Below are 17,234 nucleotides of genomic sequence, written 5' to 3' on the forward strand. Positions count from 1 at the left end.
GATGGCGCTCTACCACTGAGCTATCGGGGCAACAGGTAAAACTATACAGGTCTTCACGAATGCTCGCAAGCGGAGAAGCTATGGCATACGCCACATTTATGCTTATCCGCTCTCCACACTGCCGCATGAGAGCCCAGCATTGACCAGGTATCACCACAACAGCTGATGCAAACACATCAACACACAAATACATAAAGACCGGCAGGAGAGCTCATCACTCCCCTGCCGGTCTTTGAATCATATGCGGATGACAAGGCTGCTAGCCGATAGCCTCAGCAAGCCCCTCGTACCGCAAATCCAGGCTTAGCCGAAATTTTAGTAGCGCTTGCCGCGGCCGCCAAAGTCACGGCCGCCCTCACGGTTACCGCGGTAGCCTCCATCGCGACGGTTATCACGGCCGCCGAAGTCGCGGCCGCCATCACGGTTGCCACGGTAGCCACCATCGCGGCGGTTATCACGGCCGCCGAAGTCGCGACCACCGAAGTCGCGGTCATTGCGCTTGCCACCGAAGTCACGACGCTTGAAGTCGCGGTCGCCACCGAAGTCGCGGCCACCGTCACGGTTACCGCGGTAGCCGCCCTCGCGACGGTTATCGCGACCGCCAAAATCGCGGCCACCCTCACGGTTGCCACGGTAGCCGCCCTCACGACGGCCGCCACCGAAGCCGCGGCCACCCTTGGGACCGTTGTCCTTGCGGATGTTGATGAACTCGCCAGCAATCTTGGTGTCACGCAGACGGTCGAAGAAGTCGCGGGGCAGGTCCTCGGGCAGGCCAACAATGGTGAAGTGCTGGCGAATGTCGATGGAGCCAATCTGGGAGCCCTTAATGCCACCCTCGTTAGCCAATGCACCCACAATAGCGCCTGCGGTCACGCGGGAGGAACGGCCAACGTTCAGCTTGTAGTTGACCATACCCTCATCGTTGTGCGCGCGCTTTGCCTTGCGGCCGCCGCGATCCGAATCTTCGTCAGAGAAGGGGCGGGACTTGTGGGCGATATCTTCGCTCTCATCGAGGAAGAAGGGGCGACCCTGCTGGGCGATAACAGCCAGTGCGGCCGCAATGTCCTCAGCGGTGGTGTCGTGCTCGTTCTCGTAGTCCTCGATAATCTGGCGGAAGAAGCTCAGGTCCTCAGACTCGATGGTCTCGGTAATCTGCTGTGCGAAGCGCTGCTTACGGGTCTCGTTCACTGCCTCTGCGGTGGGCATGTGCATCGGCTCGACCTTCTGGCGGGTTGCCTTCTCGATCTGACGCAGCATGTACTTCTCACGCGGGGTGACGAAGAGGATTGCGGCACCTTCGCGACCTGCACGACCGGTACGACCGATGCGGTGCACGTAGGACTCGGTGTCGTGGGGGATGTCGTAGTTGACGACCAGGGAGATGCGCTCAACGTCCAGGCCGCGTGCCGCCACGTCGGTTGCCACGAGGATGTCGATGCGGCCGTCACGCAGGGCGTCAACGGTGCGCTCACGCAGCTGCTGGGGGATGTCACCGTTAATCGCTGCCGCCGCGAAACCGCGTGCCTTCAACTTGTCGGCAACTTCCTCGGTTTCCTTCTTGGTGCGCACGAAGACAATGATGCCGTCGTAGTTTTCAACCTCGAGCACGCGGGTCATTGCGTCCAGCTTGTGGGAGTGCATGACCTGCATGTAGCGCTGGGAGATGTTTGAGCTGGTGGTGGTCTTAGCCTTGACGCGAACCTCGCGGGGGTCGTTCAGGTACTGCTGAGCAATCTTGCGGATCGAGTTGGGCATGGTTGCGGAGAAGAGGGCAACCTGCTTGCTGTCGGGGGTGCCTTCGAGGATCTTTTCCACGTCTTCGGCGAAGCCCATGCGCAGCATTTCGTCTGCTTCATCGAGTACCAGGTACTGCAGGTTGGACAGGTCCAGGGACCCCTTTTCCAGGTGGTCAATCACGCGGCCGGGGGTACCGACGACGACCTGCGCACCGCGGCGCAGACCAGCCAGCTGCGGGCCGTAGGGGGAGCCACCGTAGATGGGCAGGACGGTGAAGTCCTCCATGTGGGTTGCGTAGGAGGAGAAGGCTTCTGCAACCTGCAGAGCCAGCTCGCGGGTGGGTGCCAGGACCAGAACCTGGGTGTCGCGGGAGACGCCGTTGATGTCGGCGAGTTCAGCCATGCGGGACAGTGCCGGCAGCGCGAATGCTGCGGTCTTACCGGTACCGGTCTGTGCCAGACCAACCACGTCGTGGCCCTCAAGCAACAGGGGGATGGTCTGTTCCTGAATGGGGGACGGCTTCTCGTAGCCTACCTCTTCCAGGGCTGCCAGGACGCGTGCGTCCAGGCCCAGGTCGGTGAAGCGTACGCCTTCTTCTTCAGCCTTGTCGGCGGTTTCTTCGGCGGGTGCTTCTGCAGTAGCTTCTGCGATGGTTTCTTCTGCTTCTACAGCAGGGCTCTCAACGGTGTTCTCGGTGATGTTCTCAGTGGTCACAACGGTCTCTGCCTCGGCGTTCAGTTCGGCCGGGGTAGCAGTATTCTCAGTCAATTTTTCCTCTATACGGTAGGGGTGGATAGCGCACGCTTTTCGGCGCTTACCGGGTGTCCCCTTCACGGCCCAGCCACACATCATCCCCTGGGGAGTAGAGTCCAGGGGTCCTCCGTTACCGGCACATTCTGCAGAGGTGTTCTGCGGATGCTATGGGTAGCGGCTCTTTGCTGGGGGTGGTCTTGAATTTCTCGGCACATTATCCGCACGCTTGTTCGTACTCTACGCTCAACGCACAGTAGTTCCTGTGAATCAGGGTGTACAGGGTGGGTAATGCTCACATGCAATGTCACGTATTCCTGGTGGTTCGCCTTCCCGCTCTACGGCGGTGGTGTGTCTGTTACAGCAGACGCAACAAAGACGCTGGACCAGAGATCGTTAAGAGAAGCCCGCGTGTACGGTGTAAACCGCAAATTTATGGGGCGTATCAATCGGTGATGGTGAGTACGGCGCACCTACAATTCCAGCACCACCTTGGGTGCCGGGTGCGCACAAGACCTTCATCGGGGGTTCCCGTGTTCTACCTAGTCTACCTTAGCAGCGCCCATTTAACCCCAAAAGGTGCTTAAAACCTCATCTCTTAACGGCGAGCGCCCACCCTCACAGCCGGAGGGCGGGCGCTTTTCAGGCACGCATCATGCCTATGCAGTCCTGGGATTAATCCACGCGACGCACAATATCAATCGTGCCGACAGTCGCATACTTAGCGTAGGAGCTGCCGTAGCGGTCAGCCGCATACTGTGCGGCGTTGGTCGGCGGGTTGCCGCCCCAGGAGTTGCTCATGCGGTCGATGACCACGTAGTCGGGCGCTGGCTTACCGGTGTGTCCAATCCAGTAGACGGTACGACCGGGAATCAGCTGGGTCAGAATCGACAGGTCAGATGCGACCGATACCCCTTCAGGTACCTTCTGGACGGCGTCCTGCTTCATCTGGTCAGTCGTAGTCAGCGCGGAGGCGGTGAACTGCGCATTACCCAGGGACGCGAGGGGCTGCTGGGATCCGGGCACGAAAATCGGGGACGCGGCTAGAAAGAGCGCCACGGCAGGCAGAACCCACACGGGCATGCGGCGCGCCGTGGCGGTCAGGCGGCCGGGCTCGGTATTGGTCTGAGGTTCCTGCGCGGAGGCGCTATCGGCTGCGCGCGCGCCCAAACGCGCCGGAATCGCAGCGGGAACCACTCCGTAGCGTATCCGCATGACAGCGTCGAGCAGGGCGAAGAAGACGACGGGCATGAGCACGAGCGAGTAGTGCCAGGTGCTTGCCCAGTAGGATTCCATGGTGGAGAGTAGACGCCAGGCAAGGGTCGGCAGGGCAATTGCCGCGAGCGGAGAAATCACCCAGAGGACTGCTCCGGTAATGAGCAGCAGGCCGAGGGTTGCCAGCTTGGTGTTGTTGCTGAGCATCTGCAGTGCCGAGCCGAAGGGGTCGCCCAGAGCCGCAGATAAGTTCACCTTGTCGGCATAGTCGAAGTTTCCGCCGCTATTGAAGTAGGGCAGAATCACGTAGATGGCGACGGCGGACCAGAATACGCCCCAAATCATGACCATGGTGGATTCGGCGACGGCGGGGGTGCGCGCCCAGGAGGAGTAGAGCTGATGCACGCGGATTCGCATGGGGGCGGGGGTGCCCGCGGAGAGGCGCGGCATCAGAATGTCTACGGCGGTGCTCAGCCAGCCGGTGCGGATAAAGATGATGAGGCCGATGGCTGCGACAGTAATGCCCATATCTTCTTTAACGAAGGCAATGGGTAGAGCCCACCAGCAGGCGTAGGCGAGGTAGCGTGCGCGTTCGGTGCCGCTCACTCGTGAGGCGAGCACCAGGTAGCCGAGGCTCATGGCCAGTAGCGGCACGGCGAAGGCTACTTCGTGGAATTGGGCGGCGATAGCTTGCTGAACGCCGAAGCTGAGGGCGAATCCGGCGCCGAGTAGCAGACCGGTGATGGTCGGGATAACGCCCTGAAGTTTTGCGGATTGAGCGTTCTGCGCGGGTTCACTCTTCTGCGCATCTTCAGTTTTTTGGGCGAGCGCGAAGGCACGCTGAGTGAAGCGCACAATGGCGAAGCTTGCGAAGGCGACCAGGGCGTTCTGCACGACCAGTAGCGTGGTCGGTGAGGGGAACAGCGCGTAGATGGGTCCCAGGAGCACCAGAATCGGGTGGAAGTGGTCACCCCAGAGGTTAAAGTCGGGCCCCTTAATGGGCACGATGGGCACGGAGAAGTGCGAGTACGCCTGAGCCATCTGGGTGAAAATCGCCAGGTCCCAGGAGGGCGTAATCCAGTGCTTCATCTGTTGCAGCGAGTAGTAGGTGTACAACGCCATGACGGCGGCGGCAAGCAGCAGGCCGGGTAGTAGTTCGAGGGGGCGGATGCTTTTGACGCGCTCGGTGAGGGACTGACGCGGCTGTTTCTTGGCGCGCTGAGTACGGCCCGCGCTGGTGTCGGTGCTGTTCTTCTGTTCAGGTGCGTCAGTATTCGAGGATGCTTCGTGTGCTTCCGCTGCCATAGGCGTCCTTCTCTCGGGGTGTGTGTCCGGGCTACAGGCGCCCACAGAACGGGTGGAACGCGTCGCCTTTGTCGTTGCCGGTGGCGGAGTTTGCGTTCGTTCTCGCTCTACCCTTTAGGGTATCGCATTAGCGCTGTGCCTGCCCTTCCTGCGCTTTTTGTATCTTGTCCCTCAAATATCTGCCCCGGATGTTGTTGCCCGGTTTGGGCGCATAGACTGGTGTGGTGAGTACGTTTCCTTCCTCAACCCCCGGCGGTGTCACCCCTAACTGTGCGGCCCTTGACAGCCACCCGGTAGCGGGTGCTCGGCGCATCCGGCATCCTTTAGCGGCAGCTGGTGTGCCCTATGCGCCAGCGCTTGCGGATGTTCTTCACGAACCGCGCGTTCAGGTTCGTACTCTCTCCCCCGCTGTTTCGTCTCTTCCGGGCGCTCTGAGCCCGGAGGTATGCGAGGTTGTGATTGAGCCGCATGTTCCGGTGCAGTTGTCGCAGACGTTGGGGTCGTTGCGCCGCGGTGCTCAGGATCTTTCGTATCGTGCGCTGAGCCGCGCGGATGGTGCCGAGAGAATCTGGTTGACGGCTCGCACGCCGTTTCATGAGTTCCCGGCGGTGCTGTACGCCGAACGATTGGCGCAGCCAGCTAAGCTTCCCGAGACTCTCCCCTCCCTGCATCGCCTGCTGATGCGCCCGGTGCGTATTCGTATCTGGGTTTCTTATAGTGCCGCTGATCAGCAGATGCAGGCGCGAGCCGACCTTCAGGCGCTAGCGCAGGAAATGACGTACTGGCTGGGGTTGCACGACCCCGCCGAACAGTTCGGTGCTCTGTCTTCTTTTGAGTCTCTTCCGCCGCGTGTTCAGCAGGCGTGGCGGCAGAATCCGGGGCTCCGCCTCAGCGCTTCGGGGCAGCTGGACCGGCAGATGCTCAACGCCATTGTGGAGCAGCGCATCACCCAGACCGAAGCGTTCAGGACCTTAGGCTGGGTTCTGCGCAAGTACGGCTCCCCCGCCCCTTCGACCGGGTTGGGGCATCAGCCGGAGGGGATGCGCGTCTATCCAAGCGCCCGGACCCTGGCGACGATTCCTACCTGGGATTGGCATCGGGCTGGCGTTGATAAAAGCCGCTACGATGCCGTGTACGCTTACGCTCGTTCCGCAGAGTCTCTAAAAAACATTGCGGCAGAAGGCGACGTCGCACTTCTGGCGCGGAGCCTGCACGCTGTGCGCGGCGTGGGCCCGTGGAGTATTTCCGAGGCCCTGCAGCGTGTGTGCGGGCACCCGGATGCCATCAGCGTGGGCGACTACCATCTGGCGCACGCGGTCGGTGAGCTGTTCATAGGTCAGCGCACCGATGATGCGGGAATGCTCTCCCTGCTGGCGCCCTTTAGCCCGCATCGGCAGCGTCTGGTGCGGCTCATGCATGCTTCGGGCTTTTCGAAGCAGCGCTACGGGGCGCGCATGACCATTGAGGATCACCGCGACCGCTAACGCTCCTGCACCCTCACGAGGTTAAAAGGGGGCGGGGCGCCCCTGCCGGTTGTGCCGGCGGGTGCGCCCCGTTCAAGCTCTTTTGTGGTGGTGAGCTTACTTCTTCTCTGCAGAGCCCTCTGCTGCTGCGATCTCTGCACGGACCTTGTCCATGTCGAGCTCGCGGATCGAACCGATTACGGTCTCCAGCTGGTCTTCGCGCAGTGCGCCAGCCTGCTGGTATACCAGGATACCGTCACGGAAGCCCATGATGGTGGGGATGGAGGTGATGCCTGCTGCCTGAGCGAGCTGGCCCTGGTCCTCGGTGTCGACCTTGCCGAAAACAATGTCGCTGTGCTTCTCCGAAGCCGCCTCGTAGACGGGGGAGAACTGCTTGCAGGGACCGCACCAATCTGCCCAGAAGTCCAGGAAGACAATATCGTTGCTCTCGACGGTAGCAGTCAGGTTCTGCTGAGTAATTTCATTAGTAGCCATGAGATAAAGCTACACCCTCAAGACCCCAATCGCTAATTGTTCGCTCTGGGATTCAAACATGTGAAAGATATGACAAATTGCGGTCATAGTAAATACTTTTTGCGGCTGTTTCAGCCGGTTCACGGGCGTGTCGCGAATACTCTAGCGAATGCCCCTGTAGCCGAATGATGGAGGCGCCCGACCCGGCGGGCGAAGCCCCGTGGTCGTCCCCTACAGCATCCTGAGGAAAGCACCCAATGCGGGCACCCAGAAAATACGGGCGCAACCATGAAAGACCGTTGCTGTGGAAGACCACTGTGGTGGAAGATTACCGCGGTGGAAAGCCGCTGGGTTGGAAAGCGGCTGCGGAATCCGCTATAAAACTGGTTTTAGATACACAAAAGCCCGGTTACTTTCGTAACCGGGCTATTTGTGGCAGGTGAGGGATTCGAACCCCCGTAGGCAGTGCCAGCTGATTTACAGTCAGCCCCCTTTGGCCGCTCGGGTAACCTGCCGCCTAGCTAGGTGCTAGTTGCTCGCTCAAGCGAACAGAGACTACTCTACAGCAGTTTTAGGGACTTGTACACTTCACATAGGGTTTTGTGACGAAGGTTATATGTCTGGTTGTATTTATCGTCTTTTCGTCACACAAGAGCGTCAGCGCACGCTCACCGCGCGCCCATATCTATCGCAGCGCCCACGCTCTCACCTTATGAATAAAGCCGCGAATAAAGCCACCGCCTACAGCAGTTTTAGAAGGAGCGGGAAGGAGTATCGCCATCCTGCTCAAGCAGAAGCACAATCTCCAGGTGCTCCAGATAGCGGCGCGCCTGCTCCACGGTGCACATGTCACCGGCAATCTCACGCTCCAGGTCACGGCGAACGCCACGGAAACGTGCCACCAGCGAAGGTTCCGTCAGGGTGATACCGATACCGTCAAAGAGAGAAGGCTCAGCATCTTCCTCGTGCAGGTCAAGGTGAATATCGTGGTGGTCAGGCTCGCTGAGGCGCTCAGCCTCAGGAATATCTTCGGGCTCAGCGCCCAGAGAGGTATGCAAGTCAATGAAGAGCAGGGTTTGCAGGTCGTGAGCTTCCTCGCTCGTGTGTGCGTCCGTTGCAGACAGGTTATGAATGGTCATATCTCTATTGTCCTCTTTTTAGGTTGGTAACGCCTGTAAAACAGGCCCGTATTTCTGTTAGTTAGCTGTGAACAAGAGCCCCAACCCGGTAGGCTAGTACTAACCGGTGCCAGTAGCACCTCATTCACGAAAGGAAAACCCATGGCTAGCGAATCCTCATTCGACATTGTGTCCAAGGTGGACAAGCAGGAAGTTTCTAACGCACTGCACCAGGCGCAGAAGGAAATCTCCCAGCGTTACGACTTCCGTGGCGTTGGCGCAGAAATCGACTACTCCGGCGACAAGATCCTCATCAAGGCAAACGCCGAAGAGCGCGCACTGGCAGTGCTGGACGTTTTCCAGTCCAAGCTGGTCAAGCGCGGCATCTCCCTGAAGTCCCTGGACTCCGGCAAGCCCTACGCATCCGGCAAGGAAACCCGCATCGAGTGCTCCATCAAGGAAGGCATCGCACAGGATCAGGCGAAGAAGATCTCCAAGATGATCCGTGAAGAGGGCCCCAAGGGCGTGAAGGCAAACATCCAGGGCGACGAGCTGCGCGTCTCCTCCAAGTCCCGCGATGACCTGCAGGAAGTCATTGCAATGCTCAAGTCCGCTGACCTTGAGGTTGACCTGCAGTTCGTCAATTACCGCTAAGCTCAGGCGAGACTCCCCCGCCCCACAATGGGTGAGGGAAGACGGCTAGAAGCCGAAACGTAAAAATCCTCGGGGTGGCTACTTCCACAGTAGCCACCCCGAGGATTTTTTGTCTGCCGACCCGTCACCGCGAGTCACAATCGTCACCCCGAGTCATATTCATGCAGCGCCATACTCATACAGCGCCACATTCGCTCCCGAATGATTCGGTAGAGAAAAGACTTAGTACTGACCCATCTCGCGAGCCTGCTGCTGCAGACGCGCAATACGCTGATCCATCGGCGGGTGAGTAGAGAGCATGCTCTTCAGCGAACCGAAGGGATTCGCAATCATCATGGCGCTCGCCGCCTCAGTGTTGCGGTTATTCGGGTCCATCGGATACATGGACACGCCGCTCTCCAGCTTGTGCAGTGCCGAAGCCAGCGCCAGCGGGTCACCGGTCAGACGTGCGCCATCCTCGTCGGCATCAAATTCACGGGTGCGGCTAATAGCCATCTGAATGACCTGCGTAGCAATGGGAGCCAGCATGGCAATCACAAACATGGCGATAGGGTTCGAGCGTTCACCGTCGCGGCTGGAACCACCGAACATCGCACCAAACGAAAGAATCTGCGCAATCGTACCGATGATGGAGGCGATACCCGCCGCCACCGAAGAGGTGAGGATATCGCGGTTGTACACGTGCATCAGCTCGTGGCCGAGCACGCCGCGCATCTCGCGCTCATCCAGCAACTGCAAAATACCCTCAGTGCAACACACCGCCGCATTCTGCGGGTTACGGCCGGTCGCAAACGCGTTCGGGGTCATAGTCGGTGCCACGTAGAGGGCGGGCATGGGCTGACCCGCGCGGGAGGACAGCTCCTCCACTATGTCGTAAAGTACCGGAACCTCTTCACGGCTGACCGGGTAAGCATTCATGGAACGTAGGGCGAGCTTATCGGAGTTCCAGTAGGTGTACACGACCGAACCCAAGCTAAACAGGCCCATAACCCAGATGAAAATGGAGGTGCGGAAAGTCGCCGAAAGCAGGCCACCGATGAGCAACATCATGCCCACCATGGAGCCCATCAACAGGGCAGTTTTCAGTCCGTTGTTATGGCTGTGCATGGGTATCCTCCTGAACAATTAGGTCAGTGCGTACAGCGTGTACTTGACTCTATAGAATACGTGCAAGCACCCGCGGGCGCACCTTATGGCACGCGGATTCACCCAGAGCGTCACCCATGCGCCGAAAGCTCAAAAGGGATTAGGGAATAGCGCCCGGAATATTCACCAGGGGCACCTGCTCCAGCACCTGCGCCGTAGCAGTGGGGAAAATACCCAGCAGCAGAATCGTGCCGTACGCGCCCAGAAAAAGGATGAAGAGCAGACCGAGCATCAGCTGACCCTCCAGATCAAAACCAGTGGTAGTACTGCGGTACTGGCCGTAAATCACCGGGGTCACGATGGGCACACCGAAGAGCAGAATCATCAGCAGAATGTAGATGGGGTTTGTGAAGTCGTACACCATGACCCTATCCTCCTTGATGGTGATCGCCGGTGCGGGTTACTCTAGGTTCTTTGATTGTACGGCATCTCTTCACACCCGAGGCCGGGGCGAGGAGGGGCGCCACAGAGTGGATGAAAGGGACGCCTTGCCGGCTTATTATGAGCTTTTCATAAAATAATGATGAATTTCTCATAATAACGTGTAGACTTAAACCTATGACCGACGCAAAGACAACCTCCGACACGAAGAAGGCTCAAAGCCCAGACCATCACAACACCGGTTGCGCCCACACCACCGGCCTACCCCTGCTCTCCGCAATGAGCCCCGAACAGCTCGAAGAAGCATGGACCACCGGACTGCGCGCCAGGGGCCGCCGCGTCACCAAGCAGCGCCTCGCCGTACTCCACGCAGTGCAGGAACACCCGCACTCCACCGCCGACACCATCGTGCAGGCAGTCCGCGAGCGTATCCCCGCCATTACGGTTCAGTCGGTCTACGTGATTCTTGCCGACCTGACCGACATCGACCTGCTGCGTAAGTTTGAGCCGCCGGGAACCCCCGCCCTCTACGAAACCCGCACGGGCGACAACCACCACCACGCCTTCTGCGTACGTTGCGGCAAGGTCGAAGACGTGGACTGCGCGGTCGGCTCCGCACCCTGCCTGACCCCCAGCGATTTTCACGGCATGGCACTCTTCAGCGCAGACGTGCTCTATCAGGGCGTGTGCGTAGACTGTCAAACTGAGGCAGAAGCAGAACTGGCGAAGAGCCAGGTGCAAGCCGCAGCGAGCGTTCAGCACTAACGAACCACATTCCCACACCTTACTCCGGGCGTGAAACAGCGCCTCAGTGTTCGTTAGCTGCACCCTAAAACAGGAAGAATGCTCGTCGAAAACCACATAGCATCACCAAAAACACAAGGAGAAGCAAATATGTATCAGACCCCGCAGAACCCCATTCAGCCCGGTTCTTACACCACCACGAGCACTGGCACGCCGGTGGCTTCAGATGATCATTCGCTCACCGTGGGCGCCGATGGTCCCATCGTTCTGCACGATGCTTACACTGTTGAAAAGCTCGCTCAGTTCAACCGTGAGCGTGTGCCCGAGCGTGTGGTGCACGCGAAGGGAACCGGCGCATACGGCTACTTTGAAACCACCGAAGACGTTTCGCAGTACACCCGTGCGGCGCTCTTTCAGCCCGGCGTTAAAACCGAGCTGCTGATTCGTTTCTCAACCGTGGCGGGCGAATCCGGCTCCCCCGATACCTGGCGTGACCCACGCGGTTTCGCGGTGAAATTCTACACCACCGAAGGCAACTACGACCTGGTAGGCAACAACACTCCTATCTTCTTCATTCGCGATGCCATTAAGTTCCCCGACTTCATCCACTCGCAGAAGCGTATGCCCGGTTCGGGTCTGCGCGATCACGATATGCAGTGGGATTTCTGGACCCTCAATCCGGCATCGGCGCACCAGGTAACCTGGCTGATGGGCGACCGCGGCCTGCCCCGCACCCTGCGCCACATGGACGGCTTCGGCTCTCACACCTACCAGTGGATTAACGCCGAGGGTGAGCGCTTCTGGGTTAAGTACCACTTCAAGACCGAGCAGGGCAACGAGTTCTTCACCCAGGCTCAGGCCGATGAAATGGCGGGTAAGGATGCTGACTTCCACCGCCGCGACCTGCGCGAGGCTATCGAGCGTGGCGACTACCCCGCCTGGACGCTCTATGTGCAGATCATGCCCTATGAGGACGCGAAGACCTACCGTATTAACCCCTTCGATCTGACGAAGGTGTGGCCGCACTCGGATTACCCGCTGATCAAGGTGGGCCGCATGGTGCTGGATCGCAACCCGCAGAATTTCTTCGCCGAAATCGAGCAGGCAGCCTTCTCCCCCTCGAATTTTGTGCCCGGTATCGCGGCTTCGCCCGATAAGATGCTGCTCGGTCGTATCTTCTCCTACCCGGATGCGCATCGCTACCGCATCGGCACCAACTTCGCACAGCTGCCCGTGAACGCACCACACGCAGCGCCGGTGAACAACTATTCGCATGACGGTTCGATGCGTTATAACTTCAACGACCCCTCCGTTCCGACCTACGCGCCGAATAGTCTGGGTGGACCGCATGCGGATGCGGAACGCGCTGGCGAAGGTAGCTGGGAGTCTGATGGCGAGCTGGTACGCACCGCCTACACCCTGCGCCCGGATGATGATGATTTCTCGCAGGCTCGCACCCTCTACGAGGTAACCATGAACGACGAAGAACGCGAGCGCCTGATCAGCAACATCTCCGGTCACGTAGGCGCTGTTCGTTCCGACGAGATTCGTGAACGCGCGTTCCAATACTGGGATAGCGTTCACCCTGAGCTCGGTTCTCGCGTTCGCGAGGCCGTGGCAGCCGCCGCATCTGGTTCATAAGATACGGCAGCGTCTGTTCTCCTGTAGATTCGAGAACATGACGCACAGCTGGCTACTACTATGGGGTCGGTGACTTTCAGTAAGGTGGAGTCACCGGCCCCATATTTTAAACCCGTTTGCAGGATTACAACCCTCTCCAAACACAAAAATCGCCCGAAAGAGACAACACCGTGTGGGTGTCTCTTCCGGGCGATTTTACGTGACGGGTTTTACGAACTATGCGGATGCACTAGCACCAGCGGGAGAAGCGCCGAAGACCGCTTCCTATTCACCCACAATATCGAGGAGCTCGCGAATCTGCGCCGCGCTCAACACGGTGGAAGGGTTAATTGCGTTCACCTTCACGCTCGGTGCGCCAATCTCCAGGGCGTAACGCAGAATATCCAGGGCATTCGCCGAACGCACCTCAATATGCGGGTCCAGCGCCGCAATCTCAATGGGCGAGGTGAATACCAGCAGGCTCTTCGGGTTACCGTTCTCATCCGGGTCAAACACAAAAGACGTACCCGAAGGATCAGCCGGGTCAACGCCCACCAGCAGCACGGATGCCGGGGACACCAGGGAGCCGAGCAGCATCTGCATATTGTCCTGCACAAGCGCCATTTTCGCGCCGTCATTGCGAGGAGAAGTGACAATCCAGTGCACCTGAGCGCGCTCAATGTAGCACTCGTGGTCAGTGCCGGGGTCAACCACGATCAAGTCCAGCGCCTCATTGCTGAGGAAGTCAATGAAGACCTTCATCGCCGGTTCGCGCAGAATCAGCTCATCTCCCTCGGATTCCTGGCGCACGTAGCTCTTGCCAATGTGCTCGGAGGAGGAGAACACGCACAGCGCCTGCATGCCGGTCTCGGGCATGCGAATGACCTGGTGGGCCAGTACCGACTCGGGGCCCATCGGGTCAGTCTCGGAGGGAATCAGCAGGGAGCCGGTCGCATCAAGTAGAACGTCGCCACCAAGCATCGTACGAACCACGTTAATGAGGGTTCGCTCCTGCACGTCGTTGCGGAAGGTCTCCAGAGCAGCAACCAAGTAGGGGTTCGGAATCTCATGCTCGCTCGAAGACAGTGCCGCGGCGGCGGAGTGGCGGGCACGACCCTCCATACGCTCACGAGCCCACTGCGGGATACGCGACGCATCGCGAGGGAACTCAGCCAGGTGCTCACGCACGTCGGTTGCGGTCAGGGTGCCCTCATTCTTCCAGCTAGCGGGCTCGTCGTCACGGTTGTAGGAGGCACCCACGCTGAACTGCGGGTTGGGCCAGCCGGTAGCCGCAACCACGATGGAGGCGGTAAACCAGGTGCCGCGGTTACCGTCGTAGGCGGCGCGCTGTAGCTTACGGACCTCAGCAATAATGGGCGAGCCGTCCTTGAGCGGGCCGATGGTGCCAATGAACTCTTCGCCGTCGCGGAATTCACGCACACGCACGAAAATCTGACCTGCCAGAGGCTTGACGTCCAGCACCATTTCGCTCCAGCCGGGGTCAACACTAACGACATCCAGCAGCCAGCTTCCAATGTTATTCAGCGCATCCTGGATGCGCGCGGCACGGCTACTCGTCTCGGCAAGGCGGGGTTCAGTCATAGTTCATACATCCTTGAGTGTGAATACGGCGCGGCTGGAGGCATCCGTGTTCGGTCGTAGTGTCGGCTTACAGGGTGCCGGAAGAAGCCGTCCCTTCGATTCTAACGAACACGGGCACTCCACGCAGATAGTTTACGCCGAAAGATATATGCTCTATCTCTCCCTCAGAGCTCTTGGATACGGCTCAAACAGGCGCCTTAGAGCCCAATACGCCTAAAGCACACACTAAAACCGGGGATACACGGCATAGTGAACGCTAAAAGGTTGATAATCTTGAAGCATGACGAATTCTCTGCAGGACCTTATCGACGCATCGATCTTTATCTCCACCGAGTACCAGGCTCGACTCGCCGAGCTCGTGGGTACCTCCGAGTGGAACGTGGATTTCACCTCCCAGTCTCTGGACTTTGAGACCACTCCCCCGCTCTCGCTCAAGCCGCATCTGCTGGGCACTGAATCTGAGAACCGCGGTACTTGGATTTGGTCTTGGCAGCAGCTGGGCTACTTCCCCGACTCCGTTGTTTCTGCCGCTATTCAGGCGCGTGAAACCGGTGAGCGTGACGGCCTGGCCGAACTGACCACCGACGAGCTGCCCCTCTCCGAGTCCCTGGCACGCCGCCTGACTCTGGCAACCAAGACCGTCAGCGGCCTGTACGCACACTACCCGCTGCCCGCGGGCGCTGGCGTGCGCGCATGGACCCTGCTGGAGGGTGCTGAGCTGACCCTCGAGGCACCGACCTACAAGGGTATTGGCCGCGTCATTGCTAAGACCCTGCAGAGCGAAGAGGTACACAACCAGGTTCTGGCGGTGGACTCCTACGCTCAGCAGCGTGGTTTCCACATTGCTTGGGACACCGAGGCAACCGCCGTTCTGACCGCAACCGACGGTGCCCTGCGCCTGTGGTTCGACGAGGGCCGCATCAGCGGCATCGAGCAGGCTGAACCTCAGGTTGGCCCCGAGGTTCTGGAGCAGTGCGCAGCCGCTGCCGCACAGCGTCGCGAATCCCTCGCGGCACTGCGCGCCGAGATTGAGCGCGTGGCAGCCGCTGAGGCAGCCGCTCAGAATGCACAGCGCGAGCAGGAGGCGGCAGAACGCGCCGCCGCACGTGCCGAGGCTGAGGCTGAGCGCGCCGCAGAAATTGCCGAGCACGCACCGGTCGCAGAGACCGAGGTTGCCGGCGTTGAGAGCACCGAGAACCTCTACCCTGCCGACGAGGCTCCCTTCGATCAGGAGCCGGCAGAGCACGCAGAGCCCGGCCTGGTCACCGTGGAGACCCTGCCCGGCGAGTACGAGGCAGAAGAGACCGAGCAGGCTCGCGTCTACACCGACGAGTCCATCGGTGCCGAGCAGCCCGAGCACGAGACCGTTGAGGCTTCCGTCGAGTACGTTGAGGAGCCGGTCGCGGCTGAGCCTGTTGCTGAGCAGCCCGTCGAGGTCGAGCAGGAAGCAGCAGAATACGAAGAGCAGCACGTGGAGCCCATCCGCAACGCTGGCGCAGCTCCCGACCTGCAGGCAGAGCACGAAGAGGCAGCCCGCCGCGAGCAGGAAGAAACTGCACGCCGCGAGGCAGAGCAGCCCAAGAAGAAGGGCTTCTTCTCCCGCTTCTTCGGCCTCTAAACCGAATACGCAGCATTCCTCAGGCGCGGTATCCTCGTGGTACCGCGCCTGAGGCGTCCCTAGCGTATGCTGCACCCCGTATCGGGTACAGTAGTGTGCGCGCATCGAAACCTGTGTGGGTACCCAGCTGGCGCATCCCGATGAATAGCTTAGAAGAACGTAACCGAAGAATCAGGTCAGACGAAACCATGTCAGAAACGCAGAAGCACACCACCCGCAACGGGTTTATCACCATCATCGGCACCTACATCATTTGGGGTCTGCTCCCCCTGTATTTTGTGCTGATGGCGCCAGCAGGACCGATTGAGATTGTCGTGGCGCGAGTGGTCTTCTCCCTCATCTTCTGCGCCCTGCTACTACCGATTGTGCGGGCAACCGCGGACTTCCGCCGCGCCCTCAAGGACCGCCGCATCATGCTGGTACTGACGGCGGCATCGTTCCTCATCTGCGCGAACTGGCTTATCTACGTGATGGCAACAACCAGCGGTCACACGATTGATGCGTCCCTGGGATATTTCATTAACCCGCTGGTCTCCGTGGTGCTGGGCGTGATTTTCCTGCAGGAGCGCCTGCGCACCGCGCAGTGGGTATCCGTCGCAATTTCATGTATCGCGGTGCTGATGATGAGCCTCATCTACGGTCAGGTGCCCTGGACGGGTCTGGGCCTGGCGTTCTCCTTCGGCATCTACGGCCTGCTCAAGGCACGCGTAGCCCACGACGTGAGCCCCATCGTTTCACTCTCTCTCGAAACTCTGATTCTGGCGCCCTTCGGCATTGCCACCCTCTTTGTGCTCAATGCTCAGGGACAAATGACCCTCTTCAGCGAAGGTGCCGGGCACTTCTGGCTTCTCGCATCCACCGGTGTGGTTACCGTTGTTCCGCTGATGCTCTTTGCGGCGGCTACCAAGGCTCTACCGCTATCAGTCATTGGCATGGTGCAGTACCTGGGCCCGACCATCCAGTTTGTTCTGGCGCTGACCGTTCTGCACGAGCAGATGAGCGCCGATAAGGTGCTGGGTCTGAGCCTCATCTGGATTGCGCTCATCATTTTCACCGTGGATGCGGTGCGTGCCTCCCGCTCCTACCGCGCCTCCGCGCTGTCCGACCCGGAAACCGGCATGATTCCGCTGGTACAGGCTGAAGACGTGCAGAGCAAGTAGCTCTCCCCAACCCGGATAAAACACAGCCCCGCACAAAACACAGTGATGCCCCGCCAGCTAACGCCAGCGGGGCATCACTTTATGTCGCGTTCACACTCTAAAGCTCAGAACCCTGAGCTTCAGCAGCATCGTCGAGAGCATCCAAATCCGGATGACGGTGCAGGTTCAGCAGAGCCAAACCCAGGCCACCCCAAATGATCAGGACTGCCACAACGAGCATCACAATTGCGGAGATAGACATGAGGGC

Annotated in this window: 14 protein-coding genes and 1 tRNA gene; 6 read left to right on the top strand and 9 right to left on the bottom strand. The window is 59.6% G+C overall.

Annotated features, from left to right (window positions below; genetic code table 11):
* Positions 1-315: 315 nt before the first annotated feature.
* Together HMPREF2971_RS02315 and HMPREF2971_RS02320 are read right to left on the bottom strand one after the other, a co-directional pair.
* On the bottom strand, positions 316-2,505 hold the full coding sequence (locus HMPREF2971_RS02315; protein ID WP_070690993.1) for a DEAD/DEAH box helicase: 2,190 nt from the start codon (positions 2,503-2,505) through the stop codon (positions 316-318).
* 657 nt (positions 2,506-3,162) lie between these two features.
* Complete coding sequence (locus tag HMPREF2971_RS02320; protein ID WP_070690997.1) at positions 3,163-5,007, bottom strand: DUF2079 domain-containing protein; 1,845 nt, start codon at positions 5,005-5,007, stop codon at positions 3,163-3,165.
* Positions 5,008-5,462: 455 nt separating this feature from the next.
* On the opposite strand from HMPREF2971_RS02320, the gene HMPREF2971_RS02325 reads away from it, so the two are divergent.
* A complete protein-coding gene (locus tag HMPREF2971_RS02325) occupies positions 5,463-6,491 on the top strand; it encodes a DNA-3-methyladenine glycosylase family protein (protein WP_246825016.1) in 1,029 nt (342 codons plus the stop codon).
* A gap of 96 nt (positions 6,492-6,587) precedes the next feature.
* On the opposite strand, the gene trxA is transcribed toward HMPREF2971_RS02325, so the two are convergent.
* The 3 genes from trxA to HMPREF2971_RS02340 form a co-directional block, all read right to left on the bottom strand.
* Entirely contained in the window at positions 6,588-6,965 is a 378-nt protein-coding gene (gene trxA, locus HMPREF2971_RS02330) for a thioredoxin (protein ID WP_012902990.1), read from the bottom strand.
* A 412-nt stretch (positions 6,966-7,377) separates the two neighbouring features.
* A tRNA-Tyr gene (locus tag HMPREF2971_RS02335) sits at positions 7,378-7,459 on the bottom strand.
* A 237-nt stretch (positions 7,460-7,696) separates the two neighbouring features.
* Complete coding sequence (locus HMPREF2971_RS02340; RefSeq protein ID WP_012902988.1) at positions 7,697-8,083, bottom strand: hypothetical protein; 387 nt, start codon at positions 8,081-8,083, stop codon at positions 7,697-7,699.
* 141 nt (positions 8,084-8,224) lie between these two features.
* On the opposite strand from HMPREF2971_RS02340, the gene HMPREF2971_RS02345 reads away from it, so the two are divergent.
* A complete protein-coding gene (locus HMPREF2971_RS02345) occupies positions 8,225-8,716 on the top strand; it encodes a YajQ family cyclic di-GMP-binding protein (RefSeq protein WP_005508322.1) in 492 nt (163 codons plus the stop codon).
* Between the two features lie 222 nt (positions 8,717-8,938).
* Here the strand turns inward: HMPREF2971_RS02345 and htpX are convergent, their stop codons facing one another.
* Together htpX and HMPREF2971_RS02355 are read right to left on the bottom strand one after the other, a co-directional pair.
* Positions 8,939-9,823 carry a zinc metalloprotease HtpX gene (htpX, locus tag HMPREF2971_RS02350; protein ID WP_070691001.1) on the bottom strand — a complete coding sequence of 295 codons (885 nt, stop codon included), beginning with the start codon at positions 9,821-9,823 and terminating at the stop codon, positions 8,939-8,941.
* A 139-nt stretch (positions 9,824-9,962) separates the two neighbouring features.
* Entirely contained in the window at positions 9,963-10,226 is a 264-nt protein-coding gene (locus tag HMPREF2971_RS02355) for a hypothetical protein (RefSeq protein ID WP_005504804.1), read from the bottom strand.
* A 194-nt stretch (positions 10,227-10,420) separates the two neighbouring features.
* Between HMPREF2971_RS02355 and HMPREF2971_RS02360 the strand changes: the two genes are divergently transcribed.
* Together HMPREF2971_RS02360 and HMPREF2971_RS02365 are read left to right on the top strand one after the other, a co-directional pair.
* Positions 10,421-11,008, top strand: a complete 588-nt coding sequence (locus HMPREF2971_RS02360) for a Fur family transcriptional regulator (RefSeq protein ID WP_049353374.1) — start codon at positions 10,421-10,423, stop codon at positions 11,006-11,008.
* Between the two features lie 129 nt (positions 11,009-11,137).
* A complete protein-coding gene (locus HMPREF2971_RS02365) occupies positions 11,138-12,628 on the top strand; it encodes a catalase (protein WP_049356300.1) in 1,491 nt (496 codons plus the stop codon).
* Between the two features lie 264 nt (positions 12,629-12,892).
* On the opposite strand, the gene HMPREF2971_RS02370 is transcribed toward HMPREF2971_RS02365, so the two are convergent.
* Complete coding sequence (locus tag HMPREF2971_RS02370) at positions 12,893-14,209, bottom strand: SseB family protein (RefSeq protein ID WP_070542188.1); 1,317 nt, start codon at positions 14,207-14,209, stop codon at positions 12,893-12,895.
* A 280-nt stretch (positions 14,210-14,489) separates the two neighbouring features.
* On the opposite strand from HMPREF2971_RS02370, the gene HMPREF2971_RS02375 reads away from it, so the two are divergent.
* Positions 14,490-15,827, top strand: coding sequence for a DUF6882 domain-containing protein (locus tag HMPREF2971_RS02375; RefSeq protein WP_070691005.1), 1,338 nt, complete (start codon positions 14,490-14,492; stop codon positions 15,825-15,827).
* 188 nt (positions 15,828-16,015) lie between these two features.
* Positions 16,016-16,987: an EamA family transporter RarD gene (gene rarD, locus HMPREF2971_RS02380; protein WP_070691009.1), complete on the top strand. Its 972-nt coding sequence runs from the start codon at positions 16,016-16,018 to the stop codon at positions 16,985-16,987.
* A gap of 97 nt (positions 16,988-17,084) precedes the next feature.
* Here rarD and HMPREF2971_RS09075 read toward each other — a convergent pair whose 3' ends face one another.
* Positions 17,085-17,228, bottom strand: coding sequence for a methionine/alanine import family NSS transporter small subunit (locus HMPREF2971_RS09075; RefSeq protein ID WP_083314071.1), 144 nt, complete (start codon positions 17,226-17,228; stop codon positions 17,085-17,087).
* Between the last annotated feature and the right edge of the window lie 6 nt (positions 17,229-17,234).

This window comes from Rothia sp. HMSC066G07 (genome assembly GCF_001814485.1).
GTDB lineage: Bacteria > Actinomycetota > Actinomycetes > Actinomycetales > Micrococcaceae > Rothia.

Excerpts from the sequence above, each read along its gene's own strand:
- HMPREF2971_RS02320 (WP_070690997.1), bottom strand. The coding sequence starts at position 5,007 with ATGGCAGCGGAAGCACACGAAGCATCCTCGAATACTGACGCACCTGAA.
- trxA (WP_012902990.1), bottom strand. The coding sequence starts at position 6,965 with ATGGCTACTAATGAAATTACTCAGCAGAACCTGACTGCTACCGTCGAG.
- HMPREF2971_RS09075 (WP_083314071.1), bottom strand. The coding sequence starts at position 17,228 with ATGTCTATCTCCGCAATTGTGATGCTCGTTGTGGCAGTCCTGATCATT.
- rarD (WP_070691009.1), top strand. The coding sequence starts at position 16,016 with ATGTCAGAAACGCAGAAGCACACCACCCGCAACGGGTTTATCACCATC.
- HMPREF2971_RS02345 (WP_005508322.1), top strand. The coding sequence starts at position 8,225 with ATGGCTAGCGAATCCTCATTCGACATTGTGTCCAAGGTGGACAAGCAG.
- HMPREF2971_RS02370 (WP_070542188.1), bottom strand. The coding sequence starts at position 14,209 with ATGACTGAACCCCGCCTTGCCGAGACGAGTAGCCGTGCCGCGCGCATC.
- HMPREF2971_RS02365 (WP_049356300.1), top strand. The coding sequence starts at position 11,138 with ATGTATCAGACCCCGCAGAACCCCATTCAGCCCGGTTCTTACACCACC.
- HMPREF2971_RS02340 (WP_012902988.1), bottom strand. The coding sequence starts at position 8,083 with ATGACCATTCATAACCTGTCTGCAACGGACGCACACACGAGCGAGGAA.
- htpX (WP_070691001.1), bottom strand. The coding sequence starts at position 9,823 with ATGCACAGCCATAACAACGGACTGAAAACTGCCCTGTTGATGGGCTCC.
- HMPREF2971_RS02355 (WP_005504804.1), bottom strand. The coding sequence starts at position 10,226 with ATGGTGTACGACTTCACAAACCCCATCTACATTCTGCTGATGATTCTG.
- HMPREF2971_RS02375 (WP_070691005.1), top strand. The coding sequence starts at position 14,490 with ATGACGAATTCTCTGCAGGACCTTATCGACGCATCGATCTTTATCTCC.
- HMPREF2971_RS02360 (WP_049353374.1), top strand. The coding sequence starts at position 10,421 with ATGACCGACGCAAAGACAACCTCCGACACGAAGAAGGCTCAAAGCCCA.